21 protein-coding genes and 1 pseudogene are annotated in these 25,558 nt (G+C 41.3%); 12 read left to right on the top strand and 10 right to left on the bottom strand.

The window, feature by feature from the left end; genetic code table 11:
- Window positions 1-26 precede the first annotated feature (26 nt).
- From CLI64_RS12170 to CLI64_RS12145, 5 genes are all read right to left on the bottom strand, one after another.
- Window positions 27-194, bottom strand: coding sequence for a hypothetical protein (locus tag CLI64_RS12170; RefSeq protein WP_157943265.1), 168 nt, complete (start codon window positions 192-194; stop codon window positions 27-29).
- A gap of 35 nt (window positions 195-229) precedes the next feature.
- Entirely contained in the window at window positions 230-835 is a 606-nt protein-coding gene (lexA, locus tag CLI64_RS12165; protein WP_103137474.1) for a transcriptional repressor LexA, read from the bottom strand.
- A 305-nt stretch (window positions 836-1,140) separates the two neighbouring features.
- Window positions 1,141-2,061, bottom strand: coding sequence for an ornithine carbamoyltransferase (gene argF, locus CLI64_RS12160; protein ID WP_103137473.1), 921 nt, complete (start codon window positions 2,059-2,061; stop codon window positions 1,141-1,143).
- 194 nt (window positions 2,062-2,255) lie between these two features.
- The gene (locus tag CLI64_RS12155; RefSeq protein ID WP_103137472.1) at window positions 2,256-3,548 is read right to left on the bottom strand and encodes a glycosyltransferase family 4 protein; all 1,293 of its coding nucleotides are present in this window, start codon (window positions 3,546-3,548) and stop codon (window positions 2,256-2,258) included.
- Between the two features lie 567 nt (window positions 3,549-4,115).
- Window positions 4,116-4,550 (bottom strand): hypothetical protein, encoded by a 435-nt coding sequence (locus CLI64_RS12145; protein WP_157943264.1) that lies wholly within the window; start codon window positions 4,548-4,550, stop codon window positions 4,116-4,118.
- 304 nt (window positions 4,551-4,854) lie between these two features.
- On the opposite strand from CLI64_RS12145, the gene CLI64_RS12140 reads away from it, so the two are divergent.
- The 5 genes from CLI64_RS12140 to glyS all read left to right on the top strand — a co-directional run bounded on the left by CLI64_RS12140 (window position 4,855) and on the right by glyS (window position 10,396).
- Window positions 4,855-5,511 carry a FeoB small GTPase domain-containing protein gene (locus CLI64_RS12140; RefSeq protein ID WP_103137469.1) on the top strand — a complete coding sequence of 219 codons (657 nt, stop codon included), beginning with the start codon at window positions 4,855-4,857 and terminating at the stop codon, window positions 5,509-5,511.
- Window positions 5,508-6,971: a ferrous iron transporter B gene (locus CLI64_RS12135; protein WP_103137468.1), complete on the top strand. Its 1,464-nt coding sequence runs from the start codon at window positions 5,508-5,510 to the stop codon at window positions 6,969-6,971. Before CLI64_RS12140 ends, CLI64_RS12135 begins: the two co-directional genes overlap by 4 nt.
- A gap of 1 nt (window position 6,972) precedes the next feature.
- Window positions 6,973-7,194 (top strand): FeoA family protein, encoded by a 222-nt coding sequence (locus CLI64_RS12130; protein WP_103137467.1) that lies wholly within the window; start codon window positions 6,973-6,975, stop codon window positions 7,192-7,194.
- A 260-nt stretch (window positions 7,195-7,454) separates the two neighbouring features.
- Window positions 7,455-7,985, top strand: a complete 531-nt coding sequence (ftnA, locus tag CLI64_RS12125) for a non-heme ferritin (RefSeq protein ID WP_103137466.1) — start codon at window positions 7,455-7,457, stop codon at window positions 7,983-7,985.
- A 263-nt stretch (window positions 7,986-8,248) separates the two neighbouring features.
- Complete coding sequence (gene glyS, locus CLI64_RS12120; protein ID WP_103137465.1) at window positions 8,249-10,396, top strand: glycine--tRNA ligase subunit beta; 2,148 nt, start codon at window positions 8,249-8,251, stop codon at window positions 10,394-10,396.
- A 571-nt stretch (window positions 10,397-10,967) separates the two neighbouring features.
- Here glyS and CLI64_RS12110 read toward each other — a convergent pair.
- Together CLI64_RS12110 and CLI64_RS12105 are read right to left on the bottom strand one after the other, a co-directional pair.
- Window positions 10,968-11,399, bottom strand: a complete 432-nt coding sequence (locus tag CLI64_RS12110) for a PIN domain-containing protein (RefSeq protein ID WP_103137463.1) — start codon at window positions 11,397-11,399, stop codon at window positions 10,968-10,970.
- Complete coding sequence (locus CLI64_RS12105) at window positions 11,396-11,635, bottom strand: hypothetical protein (RefSeq protein WP_103137462.1); 240 nt, start codon at window positions 11,633-11,635, stop codon at window positions 11,396-11,398. Before CLI64_RS12105 ends, CLI64_RS12110 begins: the two co-directional genes overlap by 4 nt.
- Window positions 11,636-11,868: 233 nt before the next feature.
- On the opposite strand from CLI64_RS12105, the gene murD reads away from it, so the two are divergent.
- Complete coding sequence (gene murD, locus CLI64_RS12100) at window positions 11,869-13,251, top strand: UDP-N-acetylmuramoyl-L-alanine--D-glutamate ligase (protein WP_103137461.1); 1,383 nt, start codon at window positions 11,869-11,871, stop codon at window positions 13,249-13,251.
- 67 nt (window positions 13,252-13,318) lie between these two features.
- On the opposite strand, the gene CLI64_RS12095 is transcribed toward murD, so the two are convergent.
- On the bottom strand, window positions 13,319-13,885 hold the full coding sequence (locus tag CLI64_RS12095; protein WP_103137460.1) for a DUF3611 family protein: 567 nt from the start codon (window positions 13,883-13,885) through the stop codon (window positions 13,319-13,321).
- 221 nt (window positions 13,886-14,106) lie between these two features.
- Here CLI64_RS12095 and CLI64_RS12090 point away from each other — a divergent pair, with 221 nt between their 5' ends.
- Both CLI64_RS12090 and CLI64_RS12085 read left to right on the top strand, forming a co-directional pair.
- A complete protein-coding gene (locus tag CLI64_RS12090; protein WP_103137459.1) occupies window positions 14,107-14,580 on the top strand; it encodes a TspO/MBR family protein in 474 nt (157 codons plus the stop codon).
- A gap of 87 nt (window positions 14,581-14,667) precedes the next feature.
- On the top strand, window positions 14,668-15,141 hold the full coding sequence (locus CLI64_RS12085) for a TspO/MBR family protein (RefSeq protein WP_103137458.1): 474 nt from the start codon (window positions 14,668-14,670) through the stop codon (window positions 15,139-15,141).
- Window positions 15,142-15,151: 10 nt separating this feature from the next.
- On the opposite strand, the pseudogene CLI64_RS12080 reads toward CLI64_RS12085, so the two are convergent.
- A pseudogene (locus CLI64_RS12080) lies at window positions 15,152-15,418 on the bottom strand (M15 family metallopeptidase); the annotation flags it as partial.
- Between the two features lie 289 nt (window positions 15,419-15,707).
- Here CLI64_RS12080 and CLI64_RS12070 point away from each other — a divergent pair.
- Both CLI64_RS12070 and CLI64_RS12065 read left to right on the top strand, forming a co-directional pair.
- A complete protein-coding gene (locus tag CLI64_RS12070) occupies window positions 15,708-15,956 on the top strand; it encodes a hypothetical protein (RefSeq protein WP_103137457.1) in 249 nt (82 codons plus the stop codon).
- Between the two features lie 172 nt (window positions 15,957-16,128).
- A complete protein-coding gene (locus tag CLI64_RS12065; RefSeq protein ID WP_103137456.1) occupies window positions 16,129-16,584 on the top strand; it encodes a DMT family transporter in 456 nt (151 codons plus the stop codon).
- A gap of 52 nt (window positions 16,585-16,636) precedes the next feature.
- On the opposite strand, the gene CLI64_RS12060 is transcribed toward CLI64_RS12065, so the two are convergent.
- The gene (locus CLI64_RS12060) at window positions 16,637-17,908 is read right to left on the bottom strand and encodes an RNA-guided endonuclease TnpB family protein (RefSeq protein WP_103137455.1); all 1,272 of its coding nucleotides are present in this window, start codon (window positions 17,906-17,908) and stop codon (window positions 16,637-16,639) included.
- 156 nt (window positions 17,909-18,064) lie between these two features.
- On the opposite strand from CLI64_RS12060, the gene pip reads away from it, so the two are divergent.
- Together pip and CLI64_RS12050 are read left to right on the top strand one after the other, a co-directional pair.
- Window positions 18,065-19,015: a prolyl aminopeptidase gene (gene pip, locus CLI64_RS12055; protein WP_103140688.1), complete on the top strand. Its 951-nt coding sequence runs from the start codon at window positions 18,065-18,067 to the stop codon at window positions 19,013-19,015.
- A 331-nt stretch (window positions 19,016-19,346) separates the two neighbouring features.
- Window positions 19,347-25,535, top strand: coding sequence for a trifunctional serine/threonine-protein kinase/ATP-binding protein/sensor histidine kinase (locus tag CLI64_RS12050; RefSeq protein WP_103137454.1), 6,189 nt, complete (start codon window positions 19,347-19,349; stop codon window positions 25,533-25,535).
- The last annotated feature ends 23 nt before the right edge of the window (window positions 25,536-25,558 follow it).

Genomic DNA, 25,558 nt, shown 5'->3' with positions numbered 1-25,558 from the left:
AAAATTCAAAATTCAAAATTCAAAATTCAAAATTCATTTTGGGCATCGGGCATCGAGCATCGGGCATCGGGCATTGGGCATGGGGCATTGGGCATGGGGCATTGGGCATTGGGCATCGGGATAAAATCTACCTTGTCTACCTCGTCTCCTATTCCCCATTCCCCATTCCCCATTCCCCATTCCCAATTCCCCATTCCCAATTCCCCATTCCCAATTCCCAATTCCCCATTCACATATAACCCCGCCAAACACCGACAAGAGAACCTTGCACCTCTACTTGCATGGCTGCAACTTCGATGGGGTTGTATTTGGCGTTAGCGGGTTTGAGGGTGACGCGATCGCCACTACGATAAAAACGTTTTAATGTAGTACCATAGCCATCAACTCGCGCCGCTACAATCGTGCCATTTTTTAAATGTTCAGGTTCAGGAACCGGACGCAAAAATACTAAATCACCATCACTAATTAAATCCTCAATCATGCTATCCCCCGCGACCCGTAAAGCATAGGTTTGCGGCGGTAAAATTAGATTGGAAAAATCGATATGCTCCACAGCATCAGTAAAAGGATCTATTAAACCCCCCGCCGCAATAGTTCCTAAAACGGGTATACCTTGCTTCAAAGATTGTAAAATTCTAATTGTTCTTGCTTTCCCTTCTGTCCATTCAATGTATCCTTTATTGCGTAAATGTTCTAAACGACTTTGAATTGGTGCTGGCGATTTTAAATTCATCGCTTGCATCATTTGGCGAATCGAAGGTGAATGCTGATGTGTTCTGATATATTCGGCTAACCATTCATAAAGTTCTTGTTGCGCTTGAGTGAGTCTTTCCATACAATTAATGAGGGATGTAAATATAAATGTCCCTAGAACATTAGTACTATAAAAAACCTCTAATCACAAGATAAAAATAAAAATTAGTCATTAGTCATCAGTCATTAGTCATTAGGGGCGGACTCTGTTAGAAGTTCATGTTTAAAAACAGATGTTTTGGTAGAATCTGCCCGTATATTAATCAATAGGTGAAAAATCTACTTTCTTATGGTTGTGTTTGCTTGTAAATGAGCAAAATTAGGTTTAAAGGCAAAAGAAAATCAAATTATCTTTCTTTTGCCTTTTTAATTTTTAGTTTTAAATTTTCAATCAGCACCTAAGATACTGGCTAACAAAGCCTTTTGTGCGTGCAGACGATTTTCCGCCTGATCCCAAATGCGTGAATGGGAACCTTCCATTACTTCTTCAGTAATTTCTTCCCCACGATGGGCGGGTAAACAGTGTAAAACAATCGCCTCTGGGTCAGCGAGACTCAATAACTCTTCAGAAATCTGATATGGTTGGAAAATAGGGAAGCGATCGCCTGCTTCTGCTTCTTGTCCCATACTTGCCCAAACATCAGTGTAGAGTACAGATGCGCCCTTTGTGGCTAAGTGTGGATCATGAGTAATTAACACCTCAGTTTTATCTCCTGCGATCGCCCGTGTTTGCTCCACAATGTTAGGATCTGGTTCATAACCTTGGGGAGTGGCGATTCTGACATTCATTCCCGCCAAAGCACAACCCAAAAGCAAAGAGTTAGCAACATTATTGCCATCACCAACGTAGGTTAAAGTTAACCCTGCCAGAGTCCCGAAACATTCCTGCACAGTTAATAAATCAGCTAATATTTGGCAAGGATGTTCTAAATCTGTCAGCGCATTAATTACAGGAATTTTGGCATAGTCAGCAAAAGTTTCCAACTCCTGTTGAGCAAAGGTGCGAATTGCCAGAATATCTAAATAGCGATCTAATACTCGTGCTGTATCTTGTACAGGTTCGCCCCGACTAACTTGAGTGACATTAGGGTTGAGATCAATAACTTGTCCACCCAATTGATACATCGCCACCGTAAAGCTAACCCTTGTGCGAGTTGAAGCCTTAGAAAACAACAAACCCAAGACTTTATTACACCGCAATTGCAATTTTTGCGATTTCAATTGAGTCGCCAATTGCAGAAGTTCTTGAAGTTCCGTAGGATTCAAGTCTGCCAGACTTAATAAATCTCTTCCAATCAATGCTGCCATATTTTATTGATGTGTAAAAAATAATTATATGGTGATTGGGGGAATGGGGATTGGGGACTGGTGAATGGGGACTGGGGAATGGGGACTGGGGAATAGGGAATGGGGAATAGGAGACAAGGGAAATTTTACCCTAATGTTCCCATGCCCCATGCCCAATGCCCGATGCCCTATTCCCTAATGTAAGTCTGCGATTGTTATCTAGAAACATCAACAATTGATTTTGGTTCACTCAAGGGTTCGGTTTTATCTAAAGTTGGTCTTCTTTGACCTATGACATCAAAGAATAAATCTTCATAACTCTCTATAGCTTGTTCAAAGGCAAACTTCTCTAACGCAAACTGTCTACCTTGATGCCCTAATTTTGCAGCTAAGTCAGCATTATTGTACAGTTCCAACACTGCGGCTGCTAGTGCTTCTGGTGACTCTGGCTCAACAATTAGACCACCACCGCTTTCTGTAATTACTTTGGCTGCTGTCCCATTATCTGGAACTGATCCCACTACTGGACGACCAGCCGCTAATAATAGAGGGATCTTAGAAGGCATATTAAAGGAAATCACATTGCTTTTTTGGACAATCAAACCCACATCAGCCGTAGCTAACATTTGGGGTAATTGTTCTCTTGGTTGTAGGGGTAGAAGTAAAACGTTATCTGCACCACAGGCTAAACAATGTTTTTGTAATCTTGCTAAAGCCTTCGATTCCCCCACAATCACAAAACTAATGTCGGGAATATGACGCAAACAAGCTGCGGCTGCAACTACCGTTTCTAAACCTTGGGTGAGGGCGATGTTACCAGAGTACATCACCACAAATTTACCATTTAGTTGATGATTGCTTCTCCAAGAATTGTTTTTATTTAAGGGGCGAATAAAATTTACATCCACCCAATTGGGAATACACACCATCTTTTGGGGGTTGACTCCCTTCTTGACTAAATTCTCTAAAAACCCATCAGCAATTACACTAATTTTAGTAGCATAACGATAAGCAAACTTTTCTATAGCTTCACAAAACTGAATCATTCGCTTATTCGTCATCAGTCCAACACGAATTGCGGCTTCTGGCAGAATATCTTGGACATTCAGCACTACAGGACATCCATATAAACGACCTAGTAAAGTAGCAGGAAGGGAAACTAACAGTGGCGGGACTGTGAGGAGAATGACATCAGGCCGCTTGCCGTTGAAGGCTTGCGGTAAACTGGTAAATATAAAACTTAATTCCAGTAGTAAGCGATCTATTAAATTGGGTTTAGATTTAATTCGTAAGTAACTGCGCTGGATAGTCACACCATTCTTTTTTTCTGTTACATACCATTTACCCTGATATTCCTTGTAGATTTCCCTTTGGGGATAATTGGGCATGCCTGTGATTACCCTCACTTGATGCCCTCTTGTCACTAAACCTTCTGCTAGTTCCGTGATTAAAGGTGCAATGCCTATGGGTTCAGGGTAATAGTTGTATGAGTAAATCAGAATGTGCATGAGATTTTAATAAAAATTTTTCCTGAATGTACGCTTGAGAATATCAGTTGTTTGGATATCAGCTAAGTTTTCATAATTTTAGTTAGGATTTTTTGCAAAAGTCTCGCACTAGAACCCAGCGATAAATAAAGTACGTGGCTACTATGATGCCTTTCCGTGAAAAGACGTATAAGTTGATGGGTTTGTTGCCTCAGATAAATCACTTGTCAGTATGAATATCAACCTATAATTGCCAACTTTCAAGATGAGCAGTAATTGTGTGTAATACAGTCAAATTTCCCAGTTTACTGATACTGTTTACTTTTAGTGGTATTTTATTCTTCAGAGAAATTGTAGCTTTATATTCATTATTTATAGGGTTTATACGGTTAATTCATCAAATCTTTAACAATTTTCCGCAAATTTTTATTTTAGAGTTAAGAATCTATGTAGATAGGATTACTTAACAAATTTATCTGGTGACTAACATCAGTGTGTATAAAAAACTCTATCCTATATATGGATAGAGTTTACTATTGCTGGTCATTAATGGGTAAGAGAAATTAATTGTGTGGACTGAGGATGATCTTATTCAACATAAATGGCAATTTTAGTGCCATTGTCCAGTTCACCCAGGCATCCTATACCATCTGAGCGACTAAACCCACATCTAATGGAAGCATCCCATTCATCTACAATCGAGTTGCCGCGTTGAAAAGCCACTTGATTGACGTAAAAATCTTGACCATCGGCAACATTAGCGAGTTGCGCGCGACTCAGTATCAGAATAAAACAATATCGTGTAGAACATAGTTTGAGGTTGGCAGTAGCATTACTGAATGCACCCATGACCCCATAATCACAAGTATATCTTTCGCCGTTAATCGCAATATTACAGTTTGTAGTATTAAAGCTTCGATGATAGCGGAAATCTTGGGCTGGTCTTGCTAATGTCGGGCTAGCATTCAGGCTTAATAGACCCACGGAAGTCACCACAGATGCTACTAGTTTTTTTAACATCATTGTTCCCCTTGTCACAATCTTCTTGATGGGCGATGCAAGCTCATTGCTTCTATAATTGTGCTTCTCCACCGCCTCCGTATTTTTACGAAGATCTTTACAAAAATTTATATATTTCTGATATTTGCTGGAAAAGGGAACAACAAAAGGAGAAATTTGATCAAGCCTGGCTCAAATATGTTGAATTAAGACATAGTGCGAAGTTTTACAACTTAGGGTAAACAAAACCCACATATCATATTCCCTCACAAGATCCTCACATTTTAATTTGAGAATTACTTGCAGTAAAACTCAATAAAAAATTCCTATGGAATGTCATAAGTGTAAATCTCAGGGTCAATCTTGTGGAAAACCATCACAAAGATTGCCATTCTTTCGCAAAAGTAAGCAATTTTTGGCGAAGGAAGTGTTTTCTCATCCCCCTATTGCCTTGGTAGGAATGCCGAATGTTGGTAAAAGCGTATTGTTTAATGCCCTGACGGGAATTTACGTCACAGTATCTAATTACCCTGGTACTACTGTAGAGGTGAGTAGGGGACTGGCACAGATAGGGGAGCAAACTATAACGGTGGTTGATACACCAGGGATGTATTCACTGCTGCCAATTAGTGAAGAAGAAAAAGTGGCGAGAGATTTATTATTAATTGAACCTGTAGCAGCCGTGATTCATGTAGTGGATGCGAAGAACTTGGGAAGAATGCTACCACTCACCTTTCAACTCATTGAAGCTCGACTGCCAGTAATACTTGCCGTCAACATGATGGATGAAGCCCAACGTTGGGGGCTGGATGTGCGACAAGACGCATTGGAGATGGAGTTGGAAATTCCTGTAGTTTGTCTGGCGGCGGCTTTGAACCAAGGCATAGATGAATTGAAACATAAAATTATGCCTTTTGTGCCGGTTCCGTCTAGTTCGAGTGGGTGTGTAGGGAAAGAGTCAATAGTCAATAGTCAAAAATTATGACTAGTCAAGTAATTTATCCAGAACCAATTGAAGCAGCGATCGCACAACTAGAATCATGGTGGCAAACCTTGGGCGAACGCTATTTATTTGCTAATTACTCCCTGTCTCCCCGGAGTTTAGCTTTATTACTGTTACAAAAAGATCCAGGACTATGGCAAACCTTACAACGGGATCAAGAACAGTGTCGGCATTTAGAAGTATTGATTACTGTCACGCAAAATCAACTCAAACAACCCATTGGATTAGCGATCGCCAATACTCGTCAACACCAAGCTCATGCTATAGAAAGAGCCGCTTTGCAGGAAACCAGACAGGCGCGATCTTCCCTGACGGAGACATTACATCAACTCACAGTCAACCCTATTACCGGCTTCCCTATCCTTGTCGTTATCCTCTACTACGGAGTTTACAAATTTGTCGGTGAATTTGGTGCGGGGGAACTAGTTGATCACATCGAAACATTTTTTGAATCACAAATTAACCCATTAGTCAACCACATCACCGCCCAAGTTATTCCTTGGCGACCAATGCAAGACCTGATTGCCAATGACTATGGCATCATCACCTTGGGGATTCGCTATGCTACTGCGATTGTTTTACCTGTGGTTGCTACCTACTTCTTGATGTTCTCGTTACTAGAAGATAGTGGTTATCTCCCACGCTTATCTTTAATGCTAGATAGGCTATTCAAATCTGTGGGTTTATCTGGACGTGCCGTAATTCCAATGGTTTTGGGCTTGGGTTGCGACACCATGGCCACCATTGTCACCCGCACTTTAGAAACCAAGCGGGAAAGGTTAATTGCTACCTTTTTGTTATCCCTGGCTATTCCCTGTGCAGCCCAGTGGGGTGTCATTGTGGGATTACTCGCGCAAAAACCCGCCGCCTTACTGTTTTGGGGAGGTTTTATCAGTGCCATTTTTATCGTAGTCGGCTATCTCACCGCCAAATTATTACCAGGTAATTCCGGCAAATTTTACATGGAAGTTCCGCCTTTGCGTTTGCCCAAATTACGCAATGTGTTAACTAAAACCTGGGTGCGAATGAAATGGTATTTTCTGGAAGTTCTACCTTTATTTATTTGGGCTTCAGTGTTGATTTGGGTGGGACGATTAACAGGAATATTTGACATGATTATTCGGGGAATTGAACCCCTAATTGCGTCCTTGGGAATGCCCACACAAGCAGCACCAATCTTTCTTTATGGTTTTTTTAGAAGAGATTATGGTGCAGCCGGACTATTTGATTTACAGCAACAAGGTAGCCTCACAGGTAATCAGTTAGTGGTAGCAGCGATTGTTTTGACATTGTTTTTACCTTGTATTGCTCAATTGCAAATGCTGATTAAAGAGAGGGGAACTAAAACTACTGTGGCGATCGTGCTGTTTATTTTTCCCTTTGCTTTTTTGATGGGATATCTTGTCAATTTTGGCTTAACTTTATTCGGAGTGCAGTTTTAATATGAACGCCTTATCAACAGTCAAAATTGGTCAACCGCAAACCGTCGTCTGTTTGCGAACTGAAGATGATGCAGTGTTACAAAAGCTCATGGCCTTTGGCATTTTACCAGGTTGTAATTTAGTCCTAGAGCAACGCTTTCCATCCTACATCATCATGGTTGGTAGAACTCGTGCTGCCTTGGATTGGGAAACAGCGCAAAGTATTTTTGTGGAATCGCGTTGAGTTGCTTACGCCAATTCACGACAATCTTGAAACAGATCCAAATCCGAAAACCCTTGTCAAGTCAGGATTTCGCAATTGCGTTAGCGTTAGCGTAGCGTCTCGTAGAGAAGTCCATCGCGAATTGCGTTAGCGAAGCGGGACGTTAGTCCATTGCGTTAGCGAAGCAGGACGTTAGTCCATTGCGAATTGCGAATTGGTATTACGGGGTTTGGGGATACACAAATTTAAAATCCAAAATTGTCTAACAAGGAGTTAAAAATATGCTGTCTCAAGCAATGATTGATCGGTTGAATGAACAAATCAATTTGGAAATGTATTCTTCCCATCTTTATCTACAAATGAGTTCTTGGTGTGCTTATAAAGCCTTGGAAGGATGTGCCACTTTTTTAAGTCAACACGCTGATGAAGAGATGATGCACATGCGTCGCTTGCTCAATTATTTACATGAAACAGGTGCATTGGCGGTGATTGGTGGAATGCAAGCCCCGCCTCATTATTTCTCTTCTTTGACAGAACTGTTTGAACAAATTTACGAACATGAACAGTCCATCACTCGCAAGATTAATGACTTGGTGCATTTAGCAAATACAGAACCAGATTATTCTACCCTGCAATTTTTGCAATGGTATGTTGCTGAACAGCATCAGGAAGAGTTTTTATTTAAGGGGATTCTCGATAAAATTAACCTAATTGGCACAGAAGGACAGGGTATATTTTTTATTGACCGAGAAGTATCTAATATGGCAGCCAATAAAGGTAAAGAAGCCACTGCTATGACCGCAGCTCAATAATAGAGCCATTACTTTGAATTCTGGTGTCCTTAATTTCCTCAACAGGTATAAGAGACTGCCAGAAAATCAATTATTCAATGGGTCAGAGCAAATACGATCATTGTATTCTTCTTCCTCTGCCTCCCCTGCCTCCCCTGCCCCCTGCCCCCTGCCCCCTGCCTTTTTCCATCGACAAACAGTAGCTTGGCATAGTCCACCTCAGCGTGATGGCGAGGTAAACTGTTGGAATTGACCAATGAAAGTTAAGCTACGCAACCTTAAATATGACGGCATTTTTATTAGAAGTTGGTACAGAAGAACTACCTGCAAGCTTTCTGAGTGGTGCTGTGGCACAATGGCGATCGCGTATTCCTGAAAGTTTAGCAGCCCATAGCCTCAATAGTGAATCGGTCACAGTTTACGGTACTCCCCGGCGGTTGGCGGTACTGATTACGGGTTTACCATCCCAGCAACCAGACAGAGAAGAGGAAATCAAAGGCCCACCCGCCCAAGCTGCTTTTAAAGATGGCCAACCCACACCAGCCGCCATAGGTTTTGCGAAAAAGCAAGGTGTGGCGATAGAAGCCTTAGAAGTGCGTCCTACAGATAAAGGGGATTTTGTCTTTGTCCAAAAAAGTATTCCCGGCCGTCCTGTGGCGGATATCTTGACAGAACTGGTTCCCCAGTGGATTTACAACCTAGAAGGTAAACGCCTGATGCGCTGGGGAGATGGGGATGTGAGATTTTCTCGTCCCATTCGTTGGTTAGTGAGTTTGTTAGATGAGGCGATTCTGCCGATTGAATTAGAAAATGGTTCGCTTAAAATTAACAGCGATCGCATTTCCTATGGTCATCGTGTTTTACATCCTGAACCCGTCACCATCCACAACGCCGCCGACTACGTGAAAACGCTGCGTGATGCTTACGTAGTTGTAGATCCCGAAGAACGCACCCAATCAATCCAATCACAAGTACGAGCGGCGGTACAGAAATTAAACGGGAGTACGGAAATGTACCCCGACTTATTAGAGGAAGTGACGAATTTAGTAGAATGGCCTTCTCCAGTGGTAGGTAAATTTGAAACAGAATTTTTAGCCTTACCTACGGAAGTAATTACTACGGTCATGGTGAGTCACCAGCGTTATTTCCCCGTATTTAAAGCAGGTAGTACAACAGAATTGCAAGCTTATTTTATTACTGTGGGTAATGGCGACCCCAACAAAGCCGAGATTATTGCCGTGGGTAATGAACGGGTAATTAGAGCTAGGCTAGCAGATGGACAGTTTTTCTACAAATCTGATTTATCAAAGGCTTTAGAAAATTATTTACCCCAACTAGAAACCGTCACCTTCCAAGAAGATTTAGGTTCATTACGCACTAAAGTAGACCGGATAGTTAATATTGCTGGGCAAATTTCTACCCAACTGCAATTAAATGCAGACAGTTGCCAACATATTGAACGGGGCGCATTATTGTGTAAAGCCGACCTAGTAACGCAAATGGTCTTTGAATTCCCAGAGTTACAGGGAATTATGGGACAAAAATACGCGATCGCTAGCGGTGAATCAACCGCAGTGGCTACAGCGATTTTTGAACATTATTTACCACGGGGGGCAGATGACATCCTACCCCAAACCCTCACAGGTCAAGTAGTCGGTATCGCAGATAGACTCGATACTTTAGTGAGTATCTTTGGTTTAGGATTAATTCCCAGTGGTTCTTCTGACCCCTTTGCTTTGCGTCGCGCTGCTAACGCTGTAGTTAACATTACTTGGGCGGCGAATTTACAAATCAATTTAGCTACTCTGTTAGAACAAGTCGCTGCTAACTTCTGCCAGCAATACAATAAGGACTTAGGGAAATTAAACTCGGCCTTACAGGAATTCTTCTTACAACGGATTCGCACCCTACTGCAAGAAGAAAAACAAATTGACTACGACTTAGTAAATGCCGTCTTGGGAGAAAATGATCCAGAGTATACAGATAGGGCATTACAGGATTTATTAGATGTGCGCGATCGCGCCCTATACCTGCAACAAATCCGTCGCGATGGTACACTCGATAAAATCTACGAAACCGTCAACCGTTCCACCAGACTAGCAGCCCAAGGTGATTTAGATACCAAACAGCTAGACCCCACAAATTTAGTCCGTCCAGAACTATTCCAAAAGTCTTCTGAGTCAGCCTTTTATGCAGCCTTAGTTAAATTAGTACCGCAAACCCAAGCCGCACAGCAATCACGTAACTATCAACTGTTAGTAGAAGGGTTAATAAATATTGCCCCAACAGTGAGTAATTTCTTTGATGGGGCGGATAGCGTTTTAGTGATTGACCCTGATCCAGAAATTAAGCGCAATCGCTTGAATTTGCTGGGATTATTGCGAAATCACGCTCGTGTGTTAGCAGACTTTGGGGCAATTGTAAAAAGTTAGGGGTTTAAGGGTTTAAGGGTGTAAGGGTTTAAGGGGTTGGGTTCTTTTTCAATCCCCGCCCAACACGTTTGCCCCAAGAACCAGGGCTTTTAACTCAAGGGTTGGGTTGGCTGCTTTTTCTTCCCCCTACACCCCTACACCTAAACCAATGGGGCTTGGTAAATTCGTGTATCTATCACAAATTACGTTTAATGTGAACATCATACACTTATCCCAGTTTCTAGCTGTTGATGCTACTGGGATGAACAATATTGACACTCCCCGAAATAAAATTTCGGGGATTCTTGCCTCACAGGGAGATCCAAGATACCCAAAGGACGAATCCATACAGCAACATCCCAGATTACTTTACCCTCCGCAAGCATACACCGGCTGCCCGACGGCGAAAAATATGTTGCCACCCATTCCGAGACAGGTTCCTCCCTTGCGGCGAGACTCTGCCTGTGTTGTGGACAATTCGATTGTATCATTTTTCGCGGACAAATAAATTTGTCCCATTCGCTTATATCCCCCACTTAAAAGACGTATGAAGCACAAAACTTATTGGTTTTGTGCTTCATACTTGGGGGCTTTACGCATCACGGCTCGTAATTCCCTCAACTTCTACAAAGTCTTTTGGGTTTAAAGTCAGAATATGGCTGATGTTGTGAGCAAGCACTACGGCTTGTATGCGTAAATCATGGGTACGTTTCCCAGAAACCTTATAAGTTGTAGCGAGCCTAAACCAAAAGCGAAAGACATCCGGTGTTTCTTCCAGCCACTCAAACTGATTTATGAGCATTTGCACCGTTCCTTCGGTTTCCTCTGGTGTCCATCCAAATCCATTTACAGCTACAGGACGGGTGGCTACAACCCAAAATTCAATTAAAACTTGAGATGTAATAAAACATTGATGGTTATTAGATATTAGATACCTGATTGTGCGATCAACAAGATTATAATCGGGTGAAGCTATATCCCTGGAGCGTAACAGGATATTAGTATCTAATAAATAATGGGTCATACTTCATCATCGTAGATGTTTTCTCGCCGCAGAGCTTCATCATCAAGGTTGGCATAGCTTTTTGGTGCTGTATCTATCCACTCTTGCCAAAGTAATAATCTCTCGGATGATGTTTGAGGTTTACTAGTTAGTAACGTTGAATGCTTGTTGCTAAGCTTTTCTTGAAAGAGTTTTTGCTCTTCGGGAGAGAGGTTTAGTACCACTTCTACGAGAGAATTAACAAGTTGTACATTCATCTAGACCTCCAAGATACTCCGACTATTTATTAATATAGGACTCTTATGTGGTGGGAGCAATGAATTTTGACCTCTGAAAAAGCTACAGAGTCAACAGCCGAACCCTATACCTTTAAACTCCTACACCTCTAACCTGCAAAAATCTGTAGTATAAAGCAATAAAATATGGTGTTAATTTTTGCCAATTAGCGATAACATAATGAGTGCTTAACCAGGGAAATCTGCCACAGTCTATGTCCAAAGCCCATGTCATTGGATTAGGAAAGTCCGGTATTGCTGCGGCGAGATTGTTGAAACGGGAAGGTTGGGAGGTGATGCTGAGTGACCGCAACACCTCCGAAACCCTCCTCAGTCAACAACAAGCACTCGCCAAGGAACAAATTACAGTTAAACTAGGGCATTCATTAGAATTAGATGGTGCTGATATACCCAATTTAATTGTCGTTAGTCCGGGTGTGCCTTGGGACATACCAGTGTTAGTCAAGGCGCGAGAATTGGGCATAGAAACAATTGGCGAAATGGAATTGGCTTGGCGCAATTTATACAAGCTGCCTTGGGTGGGAATCACAGGCACAAACGGTAAAACTACCACCACAGCCCTGATTGCAGCCATTTTTCAAGCGGCAGGATTTGATGCCCCAGCTTGCGGTAACATTGGCTACGCTGCTTGTGAAGTAGCGTTAGCCAAGAAATTACCCGATTGGATAATTGGGGAAATGAGCAGCTATCAAATCGAATCTTCTGCATCTCTAGCTCCTCACATTAGCGTCTGGACAACTTTTACTCCAGATCACCTAGCCCGTCACAAAACCCTAGAAAATTATTACAACATCAAAGCCAAGCTGTTACGTCAGTCGCAATTACAAGTTGTGAACGGTGATGATGCTTATCTAAGTAAAGTAGGTATCAGTGATTGGCCGGATGCTTACTGGACAAGTGTCAAGGGTAAAGACTTTCTGATTGGGAACAAAGGCTTTTATATTGAGGATGGTTGGGTAATAGAACAGTTACAAGCCGACTCTCAACCCCAGAGAATTATTGAGGCCTCTGCTTTGCGGATGGTGGGAGCGCATAACCTACAAAACTTACTCATGTCCGTAGGTGTAGCGAGACTAGCCGGCATCGCACCTACAGCCATCGACAAAGCTGTACGAGAATTCCCTGGAGTTCCCCACCGCTTAGAGCATATTTGCACCTGGGAAGGCATTGATTTTATCAACGACAGCAAAGCCACCAATTACGACGCAGCAGACGTAGGACTAGCATCTGTGAGTAGTCCAGTGGTGTTAATTGCTGGCGGTGAAGCTAAACCAGGAGATGATACAGCGTGGTTAGCTAGTATCCAAGCCAAAGCGGCGGCTGTCTTACTGATTGGCGCGGCGGCACCAGCCTTTGCTCAACGGCTGCAAGAAGTTGGTTATAACAATTATGAAATTGTAGAAACAATGGAAAACGCAGTACCTAGAGGTGCAGAGTTAGCCAAAGAACATCAAGCAGCAGTAGTATTACTATCACCAGCCTGCGCCAGCTTTGATCAATTCCCCAACTTTGAAGTGAGGGGCGATCGCTTTCGGCAATTGTGTCTAGAATTTGTAAAAAAGGGGATAGAAGTATAGGGATGTAAGGGTGTAGGCGAAGAAAAATACAATGCCCAATGCCCAATGCCCAATGCCCTATTCCCCATCACCTTAATTTTTGCAACAACCACAATGAAGCGACAGTCCCGATAAAGTGGGCAGCAATACCATTAATATTTGCTACCATCACAAACACATCCAAAGCGCGGATAATTTTATTGGGATCAACAATCGCTACTCCTGGCGGTTGAGAGATGGATTTGGCAACTAAAACTCCTAATGTTGCACCAGCACCCACAAGAGCGAGTAACATCCCTATTAAACCTGCCAAAACTCCTATTTCAATAATTCTGATGGTATCTGCTTTAGTAGGATGTAAAGCTGGGTTGGGATTGTCTAGTCGCTTGGCGATGCGAGTATAGCGAAAATACCAATACACACTAAACAATAAGGCCGCAACTGCACAAATAGCCCAGAAGATCCCAATCCCGATGCCTGTATTTTGTTGAGTAGCAAATCTGCGTCCGGTGGAAGCAAATAGTAGCACTAATCCAGAAACCACGACTAGTGCTAGTTGCACCCAAAAAGTTATCCAACCAGTAAGATTAATCGTCTTGGCAATTCCATGCAGTGAACTATGTACTAGCGATCGCGTTTCTGTTTCGGCTTGCATATATCTAAAATTACCTACTTCCCCAACACCAGGATATTTTTACCTTCTAGTCTTTACCCCCACCTCCAGACATAGCCAAAACCATACCTCTAGACAGAAAATTAGCCAAAGCAAACATCTCAAACTTAGGATTGATGAGTAATTAGGCATTAAATTGACATGATTGGGGAAGAATAACAGATATTGAAAGCATAGTTGGCGATCGCCAGGAATAAAGGGCAATGATTAAATCTTGGATGGTGATTGGGGGTATAGTTCTTGTAGTGGCTTTAGCCGCAAACTTAATTACACCGAGCGATCGTCAGTGGTTTAAACGCTTACAAAGACCACGATGGCTAACCTTTGAAGCCGCAATTCCCATAATTTGGACTGTTGTCTTTGTCTGCGGTGCATGGTCAGCCTATATTATTTGGGAACGTAACCCCAATACCAATACAACTTGGGTACTCATGGGTTTATACCTGCTACTAGAAATTGTCACCATTGCCTATACACCTGTGATGTTCAAGCTTCGTAGCCTCCAGGTAGGTACACTCATCGGTGGTACAGGGTTCACCATTTGTATTATTTTGGCAATTACAGTTTTAACTGTTTCTGGTTGGGCAGCCTTATTATTAGTCCCCTATTTACTTTGGAGTCCCATCGGGACATACACCACTTGGCAAATGATGCAGATTAACCCCCAAGATGCTTAAGGTTACTACCAGCGAATGATTCAACCCATATCATCGATTGTCAAACTGGCAGTGTATTAATTGACAAAAGATTAGTTGAGTAAAATTATGATTCCATCCTGGATGGTAATCGGGGCTGTGACATTCTTAGTAGCGGTTGGTAGTTTCTTCATTACGCCGCGTGATGTTAAATGGTTTGCACAATTAAGTCGTCCCCGATGGCTAGTTTTTGAACCGTTTATCCCCCTCATCTGGACTGTAATTTTTATTTGTGGTGCGGCTTCAGCTAATGTGGTTTGGCTGCACAATCCAGGGAGTGTAATTACTTGGTTACTGATGGGTTTATACATATTGGTAGAAATCATCACAGTCGCTTATATACCCTTGATGCTGAGACTGCAAAGTCTAAAAACCGGGGAAATTATCGGCTTAAGTGGTTTCATGTTAGCAGTGTTACTAGCAATCTGTGTGCTACCAATTTCTGGGGTAGCGACATTATTACTAGTTCCCTACTTACTTTGGAGTCCTATTGGTACATACACCACTGAAGAATTAAGACAGATGAATCCAGAAGATGCTTAGTATACAGAGGCTAAAATAAACGCCCATAACGGGCTACTGATTGATGATTCAACCAAGCCCACATTTGATCACCATAACAAAAATGCCACCATTCTTTGGGGTTACGTTGAAAACCAGCTTTCAACATGACCTCATACAATAACTGACGATGGGCATGATAGTAATGAGCATAGCGATGATCCTGATCAGCATAGTAATCAGGATGCGATCGCACTGACATTTCATCAATAGGCGAACCCATATCAATTACTTGTCCAGTTTCATCCACCAATGTAAGGGCTGTACTATCACTAACTATCTCTAGACCTCATTATGACGTTACTGCATAGACTTTTAGAGAATCGGCTTTCTGTTTCTAATATTGTTGGTGTAGTGAATGAAAAACCATTGTTCTTATTTAATGAGAGTAGAGGTATAGCGTTTCCTAATCTGCTGAGGTACAAATCTCTGCGTAACTCTGCGCTTTACTCCGCGCTCCTCTGCGTTTCCAAATATTATCTGTATCTCACTTAACTGGGAATCACTATATTTTAAATTATGCAGAAGATTTAGATTGAATAGTCTGTATGAGCATAGAAAATCATCAACTGCATCTTTTTGATTTAGTTACAATACAAAGATGCTCTTTAAGCCAAATTTTAGCGATAATTCCTCAAACAATTGAAGAAATTTTCATTTACTTTAGTACAGAATTGCTAAATTTAGAACATTCTACAACTGTTCCCTATTTATTTGACTATAGTGTGTTGATGGTACGTGGAGTATTTGCCGCAGAAGGGGAAAATTTCATGTTGCCACGTTCTGCTCGTTGTTAATCAAAACAAGTAGGCGATCGCTCAAGAAAACATATTAAATCTATTGCCAAAAAATCAAATATATGAGAACTTTGCAAAGGGTCTAAATAATATAATTTTTCTGCTGTATGAAATAGACCTAATCTCTAACTAATAACCATATTCTTATAGATTCTGTGCGGGAGGATTAAAGATGAATGGACGCACGATTTATCTGTTAGCAGCACTCGCAGGTGGTGCTATTCTACCAGTCCAAGTGGCTCTCAATACTCTGCTGCGACGCTATGTAGGTGAACCCATGCAAGTCACATTCATTTCCTACCTAGCGGGTACATTAGCATCGCTGGCTATTTGTTTAGTAGCACAATATCCCATTCCTGCTGCTGCTGTGCTGTCACAAACTTCTTGGTGGATGTGGATTGGTGGATGTTTAGGTACTTTGTATGTTTGGTCAACCATTTTTGCTACACCCAAAATTGGAGCATCCCTAGCACTTGCCCTAACAATTGCAGGACAGATGATTGCCGCACTTTTCCTTGATCATTACGGCGCGCTGGGACTAACTAAGTTTGCAGCCAGTCCCACGCGCATTGCAGGAGTTGTATTTGTGGTTGTGGGTGTTTCCTTGGTTGCTTATGCCAAGCGATAATGGGTTGACACTCCCCCGAATTTTAGTGAAAATTTCGCTACGCTCATTTTCACTAAAATTCGGGGGATTCTTGGTTCAACGAGTCTCCGTTAGACGACAGGTTTACACCAATCGCCCAAGAGGGAGTCTCTCCCCAAGCGTGAGTTCCGCTATGCCCTAGCGTACTGAGTCCTAATCTCAAAATGTTGATGCTGGCGTTTATGTCCCTATCTTCCACATAGTTACAATGCCCACAGACATGAGTTCTAGTAGATAGGGATTTTTTAACTTTCTTTCCGCAATTAGAACAATTTTGGCTTGTGTTGTAGGGAGGTACAGCAATAGTTATCTTCCCATATTTGTAACCAAAATACTCTAACCATTGACGAAAAGTTGACCACCCAGCGTCACTGATTGATTTGGATAGATGTCGGTTTTTTATCATGCCTTTGACATTCAAATCTTCGTAGACTATCACATCATTAGAGTGAACAACGGAATATGCCAATTTCTTGCAATATTCTTTTCGCTGTCTACTTACTTTTAAATGTTTACGGGCATACCTATTTCTAGCCTTGCGGTAATTGTTAGATTGTCTAGCCTTTGCTTTCTTTCTTTCCTTGCTGAACTTCTTGGATTTCTTGCGGTTAGCTCGGTTTAACTGCTTTTCTGCCTTACGGTAAAACTTAGGTGAAAGTTCTAAATTACCATTGCTATCAGCAATGAAGTGGTTCAGACCTAAGTCTAAACCAACTGCTTTTTTAGTCGGTTGAGTTTCTATCCTTACGTCAACACGGCAGTCGCTACAACGGGGGGAACCCCCGCAACGCGCTGCCTCATCAATAGCAAATTGAGCGTAATAACCATCAGCACGACGCACTAACCGAACTCGCTTAATCTGTTTGATATCGTAGTAGTTTAGGTCATATGTTCCTTTTAGTTTTAAAGTACCTATGCCCTTTTTATCCCTAAAGGTGATAGCTTTCCGATTTGGCGAAAGTTGCCATCCTGACGTTTTATACTCTACTGAACGGCAGTTTTTCTTAAATTTTGGAAAACCCTTTTTACCTTTAATTTTCTTTTTGCAGTTGTCGTAAAACCGAGATATCGCTGACCAAGAACGTTCTGCGGCAGACTGTCTAGCCATTGAATTAAGTTCATCTGCGAAAGGAAATTCTTGAGCCAATACCGCACAGTATTTATTAAGGTCATATCTGCCAATTTTTTTGTTATCCATCCAATAGCGCAAGCACTTGTTTTGAATAAATTGGCTAGTACGTATAGTTTCATCTATTGCACGATATTGTTTTTCTTTTCCTTTACATTTGAACTCGTAGATTATCATGGCTCGACCTCTTTAACACAATCTTATGTTACCATGATTGACATAAGATAGCCAAATAAATTTGGCTCATTCGCTTATATCCCCCAAATGAATCAGGGGGTTTTACGCATCACGACTCATAAAAATAACACAACATCACAACAATTACCTCTAAAAATGCGTGAACTTTATCCCCTCATTGAGCCTTATCAATCAGGTAAATTACAAGTTTCGGAATTACATACGATTCATTTTGAAGAATCAGGTAATCCCCAAGGTAAGCCTATAGTTTTACTGCATGGTGGCCCTGGTGGTGGGTGTCCGCCATATTATCGCCAATATTTTCATCCAGAAAAATGGCGATTAATTATGTTTGATCAACGTGGTTGTGGTAAAAGTCAACCCCATGCAGAGTTAAGAGAAAATACAACTTGGGATTTAGTCAATGACATTGAAAAATTGCGGGAACATTTAAATATAGAAAAGTGGGTAGTTTTTGGTGGTAGTTGGGGTAGCACCTTATCTTTAGCCTATAGTCAAACTCATCCAGAACGCTGTTCGGGTTTAATTTTACGTGGTATATTCTTGCTGAGGCAAAAAGAATTAAAGTGGTTTTATCAAGAAGGTGCTAGCTATATTTTCCCTGATGCTTGGGAAGAATATCTCAAACCAATTCCTGTCGATGAACGTGATGATTTACTGACTGCGTATTATCAACGTTTAACTAGCCCTGATTTGGAAATTAGACAAGCAGCAGCAAAGGCTTGGTCAATTTGGGAAGCTAGCACCAGCAGATTATTTACAGATACCCAATTAATGCAAACTTTTGGAGAGGATAAATTTGCAGAAGCATTCGCTCGGATTGAATGCCATTATTTTATCAATAAAGGCTTTTTAAATTTTGATAATCAACTACTATTAAATGTTGACCGCATTCGCCATATTCCTGGTGTGATTGTGCAAGGGCGTTATGATGTAGTTTGCCCAATGGTATCAGCTTGGGAATTACACAAAGCCTGGCCAGAAGCGGAATTTATCGTTGTTCCTGATGCGGGGCATTCAATGAGTGAAGTGGGAATTCGCAGTGCTTTAATTGAGGCGACAGATAGGTTTGCTGACATGAATTAAAAGCTGATTTTAAGTGTTGTACGTACTGTTTCGTCCGCAATGGGGACTTTTTTGCCCCACTAATACCAATTTGAAAAAAGAATGCGACAGATGTACAGCCCCAAATGCTTGTTCTGTCTTAATTCTTAATTTTGAATTTTGAATTTTGAATTTTGAATTTTGAATTGGTATAAGGATCATTCCACTCAAATTTTGACACAAATGTAAACCCTGAAGGGTAGGCAGTATATCACACAGCAAATACCACCCTTGACAATGTCTTCTGATTCTGAACTTGTCATTGACGATTTGGGAATACTAAATCCACTAGAAATTGTGAGGATTTAGCTGTATGGTTAGTGCTGTTGCTAGTATTCTTGGATATCGCATCATCGAAGAACTCTACAGTGGTTCTAGAACCCAAGTTTATCGAGCAGTGAGAGAATCCGACTTAGTACCAGTAGCGATTAAATTACTGAAAAATCCTTTTCCTAGCTTCCATGAAATCTTGTCGTTTCGCAATCAGTACACCATTGCGAAAAATCTCCATTCACCTTCGATTATTCAAACCTATAGCCTAGAACCCTTCCAAAATGGCTATATCCTAGTTATGGAAGACTTTGGGGGAATTTCTCTGAATGATTATTTCGCCCAAAATCAAAGTTCTGCGTTTTTAAAAGAGTTTTTAATGATAGCGATCGCTTTATGCGACACTTTAAACATACTCTACCGTGAGCGCATCATTCATAAAGATATTAAACCCAGCAATATATTAATTAATCCCGAAACTAAACAAGTTAAATTAATTGACTTTAGCATTGCATCTTTACTTCCACGAGAAACCCAAACACTAGTCAATCCTAATGTTTTAGAAGGGACACTAGCTTATATATCTCCCGAACAAACAGGGAGAATGAATCGCGGGATTGATTATCGCACAGACTTCTATTCTTTGGGTGTCACTTTTTATGAATTACTCACAGGAGAATTACCTTTTGCATCAAATGATCCAATGGAGTTGGTACATTCTCATTTAGCAAAAATTCCAGAAAAGTTAAGTAATCCCAAAACACAACTTCCTTCAGTTCTGGGTGAGATTGTCCTGAAATTGATGGCGAAAAATGCTGAGGATAGATATCAAAGTGCATTAGGGTTAAAGTTTGACTTAGAGAATTGTTTACAACAGCTAGAAACAACAGGTGGCATAACATCCTTTGAAATCGCCACCAGGGACGTGTGCGATCGCTTCATCATGCCTGATAAACTCTATGGCCGAGAAGCTGAAGTTAAAACCCTGCTGGCAGCCTTTGATAGAGTCAGCCAGGGTGAAACCGAAATGATGCTCGTCGCTGGTTTCTCTGGAATTGGCAAAACGGCGGTTGTCAATGAAGTTCACAAACCAATTGTGAGACAACGCGGTTATTTTATTAAAGGGAAATATGACCAATTTGGGCGTAATATTCCCTTCAGTGCCTTTGTGCAAGCATTCCGAGATTTAATGACTCAATTGCTCACCGAAAGCGATGTCCAAATAGGGCAATGGAAAACCAAAATCTTAAATGCTATTGGCGAAAATGGACAGGTAATTATTGAAGTCATCCCCGAATTATCAAAAATTATTGGTGAACAACCACTAGCTGTGGAATTATCAGGAACAGCAGCGCAAAATCGATTTAATTTATTATTTCACAAATTTACTCAAGTCTTTGCCAGTGCAGAACATCCCTTAGTGATGTTTTTGGATGATTTGCAATGGGCAGATTCGGCATCACTGAACTTAATCCAGCTATTAATGGTTGATACAAGTCATCTGTTCATCATTGGTGCATACCGTGATAACGAAGTCAGCCCAGGACATCCATTAATGTTGACATTGGGTGAAATTACTAAAAAACAAGCAACAATTAATACGATTACTTTACTACCACTAACTCAAGAACAAGTAAATAAATTAGTCGCTGACACTCTCAAATGTACAGAAAATTTGGCATGGAATCTTTCTGTATTGCTTTATCAAAAAACTCAAGGTAATCCATTTTTCGTCACCCAGTTTCTCAAAGCATTATATCAAGATGGATTAATTAGATTTTCTCCCTCAGGAGGCTGGGAATGTGACATCGCACAAGTGGCAACTCAAGCGGTTACAGATGACATTGTGGCTTTTATGAGTTTTCAATTGCGAAAACTACCGCTATCAACTCAACAAGTCATCAAATTAGCAGCTTGTATTGGTAACTCTTTTGATTTAGCAACTTTAGCTATTGTTTCAGAACAATCAGAAATTGAAACGGCATCTGCTTTGTGGAAAGCATTACAAGAAGGATTAATTTTACCTATTAGTGAAGTTTATAAGTTTTATCAACAAGAGTCATCAGTCAAGGGTAATTTGTCATTTGTAGAAGAAGTACAACCAGGACAAATGACAGTTGAATACAAATTTTTACATGACCGAGTACAACAAGCAGCTTATTCTTTAATTCCACCCCAAGAAATACAATCTGTTCACTTAAAGATTGGGCAATTACTGCTAAACAATACACCAGCAGCCAACCTAGAAGATGGCATTTTTGCGATCGTCAATCAACTAAATCTGGCAAAAGAATTACTCACCCAATCCACAGAACGGCAAGCCTTAGCGGAGTACAACCTTTTAGCAAGTCGCAAAGCCAAAATTGCCACAGCCTATGTTGCAGCTTTTCAATATGCCCAGAAAGGTATAGATGTACTGGCTGAAGATAGCTGGCAAACTCAATATCACTTGACTTTGGAACTGCATCAAATAGCGGCAGAAACATCTCATCTGATTGGTGATTTGCAACAGATGCAAGCATTTACTGACCTGGTTCTCGACCATGCCAAAACGCCATTAGATATGGTGAGTGTGTACGGGGTGATCATTGATGCTTTCACTACTCAAGCTCAGATTACTGATGCGATCGCAGCTGCAATTAATATTCTTGGGCAATTACAAGTGGAACTGCCTTCGGAACCTAGTCAAGCAGATGTCACAGCTGCCTTTGATGCTGTGGCTCATGTTCTTGAGGGACACTCACCTGCTGAATTACTCAACCTCCCATCTGTAACAGATAACAATATTCTGGCAGCAGCACGAATTTTAACATCACTAGCACCTGCGGCTTATCTATCTCAGCCGCTTTTATATTTAGTGGTGATTTTAAAAAAGGTTTATCTATCGGTTGTCTATGGCAATGAGTCAACATCACCCTTTACCTATGCTTCTTATGGAATATTGCTATGTGGTATCGTAGGCAACTTGGAATTAGGCTATGAATTTGGTCAGTTAGCTCTTGATTTACTATATCGAGATCCCAATTCTCAATTCAAAGGCAAAACTTTAACACTGGTCTATCTTTACACTAGACATGGAAAAACGCATTTGCGTGAGACTCTACAACCTTTACAACATGCCTATTCTAGTTGTTTGGACGCAGGCGATCTGGCTTTTACTGGTTATTGCGCGTATAACTACGTATTATATTCCCATTTTGCGGGACAAAATTTAACTCAGTTAGAACTAGAATCTGATGCCTATTGTCAAGCACTTGCTCACCTTAAGCAAAATCTCACACACACTTATTGTCTATTAGCTCGACAAATTATCCTGAATTTAACGGGGTATGCAGATAATCCTGTGGTTTTGAGTGGTACAGCTTACAATGAACAGCAACAATTGCCATTGCATGAAGCGGCAAGCGATCGCACTGGATTAGCATTGCTGTGGATTAACAAACTAATTGTTTCCTATCTATTCGCTGAGTTTGCCCCAGCCGTACAACAAGCCCAACAAGCAAGACAGTATTTAGATGCTGTTATGGCTTTTGTTTATGTACCGATCTTTCATTTTTATGAGTCTTTAGCGCAACTGGCAGTATTTGAACAACTCTCAGTACCGGAACAACAGCAGATAGAAGAACGCATCGCTAGTAACCAAGAAATTCTCAAATACTGGGCAACGCACGCACCCATAAATTTCCAACACAAATATGATCTGGTAGCAGCAGAGTGGTATCGAGTGTTGGGGAATCGAAAAGAAGCAATGGAATTTTATGATTGTGCTATTGCTCTTGCCAAAGCTAACGGCTATATCCAAGAAGAAAGCCTGGCCAACGAACTCGCCGCCAAGTTTTATCTCGACTGGGGCAAAAAACGGATGGCTGAGGAATACATGATTCAAGCCTACTACGGCTATGCTTGTTGGGGCGCAAAAGCGAAAGTTGCCGATTTAGAAAGAAGGTATCCCCAACTACTCGCTCCCATCTTTGAGCAAACTCAATCTCCTATCTCCACAAATGAAACTATCTTTGCATTAGGGAATAGCACCAGCACCTCCACCAGTTCCCATCCTTCTAGTAGTAGCAGTGTGTCTACATCTCTTGATTTAGGTGTCATTTTCAAAGCTTACCAAACCATTTCCAGTGAAATCGAATTGGAAAAACTGCTCTCGGTACTGCTTTCTATCGTGATTAAAAATGCTGGATCTGATCGATGTGTATTTATGATGCCGCAGTCCGATCAACTGCAAATTCAAGCTTTGGCCAAGCTTTCTGGTAACAACATCGATTTTTATCCTATGCTGCTCAACCCACAGCCTGTTGAGGACTCGGTTGATGTACCAGTTGGCTTAATTCATACTGTCAAACGCAGTTTAAAACCAATAGTAATTGTGGATGCTAGGGTACATCCGCAATTTATCAATGACCCCTATATTCAGCAACAGCAGCCTAAAAGTATTTTGTGTAGTCCAATTTTGTATCAAGGCAAGTTGCGAGGCATTTTATATCTGGAAAATAGTTTAGTCACGGGGGCATTTACAAGCGATCGCGTGGAACTCCTGAATTTACTTTGCACTCAAGCTGCAATTTCCCTAGAAAATGCCCGACTTTATGAAAATTCCCAGAATTATGCCCAAAAATTGACACAATCTCTCACACAATTGCAGGCTAATGAAATCCGCTTTCAAAATTTGGCCAATAATATTCCGGGGATGGTATACCAATTCCATCTGGCTGCGGATGGTTCCACTTCTACACCCTACGTTAGTTCTGGCTGTTGGGACTTGTATGAGTTAGATCCAGAGTTGGTAATGGCGGGGATACATAATCTTTATACAATGCACCATCCTGATGATCACGCAGCAATGGTAGAAGCCCTCACCGACTCTGCACAAAATCTCACACCTTTTAGACAAGAATGTCGCCTTGTCTTGCCTTCGGGAAAGGTGAAATGGGTGCAATTTGCTTCCAGGCCAACCCGACGAGCCGATGGGGTAACTGTATGGGATGGGGTAGTGATTGACATTAGCGAACGCAAACAAGCTGAGAAATCTTTCAGACTGACTCAGTTTGCCATTGATCGTTCTAGCGTGCCGATCTGGTGGGTTAAACCGAGCGGAAAGATTTCTTATGTTAATGATGCTGCCTGCCACGATCTAGGCTATTCTCGAACTGAGATTTTGCAAAGATACGTGTGGGACTTCAATCCAGAACTTTCATCGGAAATTTGGGAAAAGCATTGGCAGGAGCTTAAACAGAAGGGTTCATTTGTCTTTGAGGCTGACAATTTCAACAAATCAGGGCATAGCTATCCGGTGGAAGTAACGGTTAACTACCTTGAACTGGAAGGCGAAGAGTACAACTGTGCATTTGTCAAAAATATTAGCGATCGCAAACAAGCAGAACTTGCCTTGCAACAAGCGCAATTACAAATAATTCAAAGTGAGAAAATGTCTGCTTTGGGTAACTTAGTTGCTGGTGTAGCTCATGAAATGAATAATCCTTTGGGTTTTATTGCTGCCAGTATCAAACAAGCTCAACCCACCGTTGCTGATATTTTTGCACACTTAAAACTCTATCAAGAAACTTTCCCTAACAAGAGTGCAGAAATCGCAGACCATGCCGAATCAATTGACTTAGAATATAGCTTAGAAGATTTGCCCAAAATGCTTGATTCCATGACTTTGGCGTGCAACAGGCTAAAAAATATCAGCACTAGTTTACGTACTTTCTCTCGTGCCGATCGCGATTACAAAGTGCCATTTAATATTCATGAAGGTATTGATAGTACAATTTTGATTCTCAAACATCGTCTCAAAGCTAACGAACAACGTCCAGCGATTGCAGTTGTTACCAACTATGGTAATTTACCGCCAATAGAATGTTTTCCTGGGCAATTAAATCAGGTATTTATGAATATTCTTGCTAATGCTATTGATGCTTTAGAAGAGTCGAATCTGGGACGAAATATGGCAGATATTCAAGCCAGTCCTAACCGAATTACTATTAGCACTGAGCTAGAGAATAATCTTGTTAAAATTGTCATCGCTGACAATGCTAAGGGGATGAGTGAAGAAATTAAACAAAAAATATTTGACAATTTATTTACGACGAAAGCTGTCGGCAAAGGCACGGGGTTGGGATTGGCGATTGCCCGTCAAATTGTCGAAGAAACTCACGGTGGCAAACTAAGTTGCAAATCTGTTCTGGGCGAAGGAACAGAATTTTTAATTGAAATTCCAGTGTAATACCAATTCAAAATTCAAAATAC

The organism is Nostoc sp. CENA543 (assembly GCF_002896875.1).
In the GTDB taxonomy this organism is placed as follows: Bacteria; Cyanobacteriota; Cyanobacteriia; order Cyanobacteriales; family Nostocaceae; genus Trichormus.
The sequence above is the reverse complement of the archived record's forward strand: the minus strand, read 5'-3'. Positions and strand labels throughout refer to the sequence as shown.

Coding starts and splice junctions, on each gene's coding strand:
- CLI64_RS12170 (WP_157943265.1), bottom strand. CDS start 194: ATGGGGAATTGGGAATGGGGAATGGGGAATGGGGAATGGGGAATAGGA.
- lexA (WP_103137474.1), bottom strand. CDS start 835: ATGGAAAGACTCACTCAAGCGCAACAAGAACTTTATGAATGGTTAGCC.
- argF (WP_103137473.1), bottom strand. CDS start 2,061: ATGGCAGCATTGATTGGAAGAGATTTATTAAGTCTGGCAGACTTGAAT.
- CLI64_RS12155 (WP_103137472.1), bottom strand. CDS start 3,548: ATGCACATTCTGATTTACTCATACAACTATTACCCTGAACCCATAGGC.
- CLI64_RS12145 (WP_157943264.1), bottom strand. CDS start 4,550: ATGATGTTAAAAAAACTAGTAGCATCTGTGGTGACTTCCGTGGGTCTA.
- CLI64_RS12140 (WP_103137469.1), top strand. CDS start 4,855: ATGGAATGTCATAAGTGTAAATCTCAGGGTCAATCTTGTGGAAAACCA.
- CLI64_RS12135 (WP_103137468.1), top strand. CDS start 5,508: ATGACTAGTCAAGTAATTTATCCAGAACCAATTGAAGCAGCGATCGCA.
- CLI64_RS12130 (WP_103137467.1), top strand. CDS start 6,973: ATGAACGCCTTATCAACAGTCAAAATTGGTCAACCGCAAACCGTCGTC.
- ftnA (WP_103137466.1), top strand. CDS start 7,455: ATGCTGTCTCAAGCAATGATTGATCGGTTGAATGAACAAATCAATTTG.
- glyS (WP_103137465.1), top strand. CDS start 8,249: ATGACGGCATTTTTATTAGAAGTTGGTACAGAAGAACTACCTGCAAGC.
- CLI64_RS12110 (WP_103137463.1), bottom strand. CDS start 11,399: ATGACCCATTATTTATTAGATACTAATATCCTGTTACGCTCCAGGGAT.
- CLI64_RS12105 (WP_103137462.1), bottom strand. CDS start 11,635: ATGAATGTACAACTTGTTAATTCTCTCGTAGAAGTGGTACTAAACCTC.
- murD (WP_103137461.1), top strand. CDS start 11,869: ATGTCCAAAGCCCATGTCATTGGATTAGGAAAGTCCGGTATTGCTGCG.
- CLI64_RS12095 (WP_103137460.1), bottom strand. CDS start 13,885: ATGCAAGCCGAAACAGAAACGCGATCGCTAGTACATAGTTCACTGCAT.
- CLI64_RS12090 (WP_103137459.1), top strand. CDS start 14,107: ATGATTAAATCTTGGATGGTGATTGGGGGTATAGTTCTTGTAGTGGCT.
- CLI64_RS12085 (WP_103137458.1), top strand. CDS start 14,668: ATGATTCCATCCTGGATGGTAATCGGGGCTGTGACATTCTTAGTAGCG.
- CLI64_RS12070 (WP_103137457.1), top strand. CDS start 15,708: ATGAGCATAGAAAATCATCAACTGCATCTTTTTGATTTAGTTACAATA.
- CLI64_RS12065 (WP_103137456.1), top strand. CDS start 16,129: ATGAATGGACGCACGATTTATCTGTTAGCAGCACTCGCAGGTGGTGCT.
- CLI64_RS12060 (WP_103137455.1), bottom strand. CDS start 17,908: ATGATAATCTACGAGTTCAAATGTAAAGGAAAAGAAAAACAATATCGT.
- pip (WP_103140688.1), top strand. CDS start 18,065: ATGCGTGAACTTTATCCCCTCATTGAGCCTTATCAATCAGGTAAATTA.
- CLI64_RS12050 (WP_103137454.1), top strand. CDS start 19,347: ATGGTTAGTGCTGTTGCTAGTATTCTTGGATATCGCATCATCGAAGAA.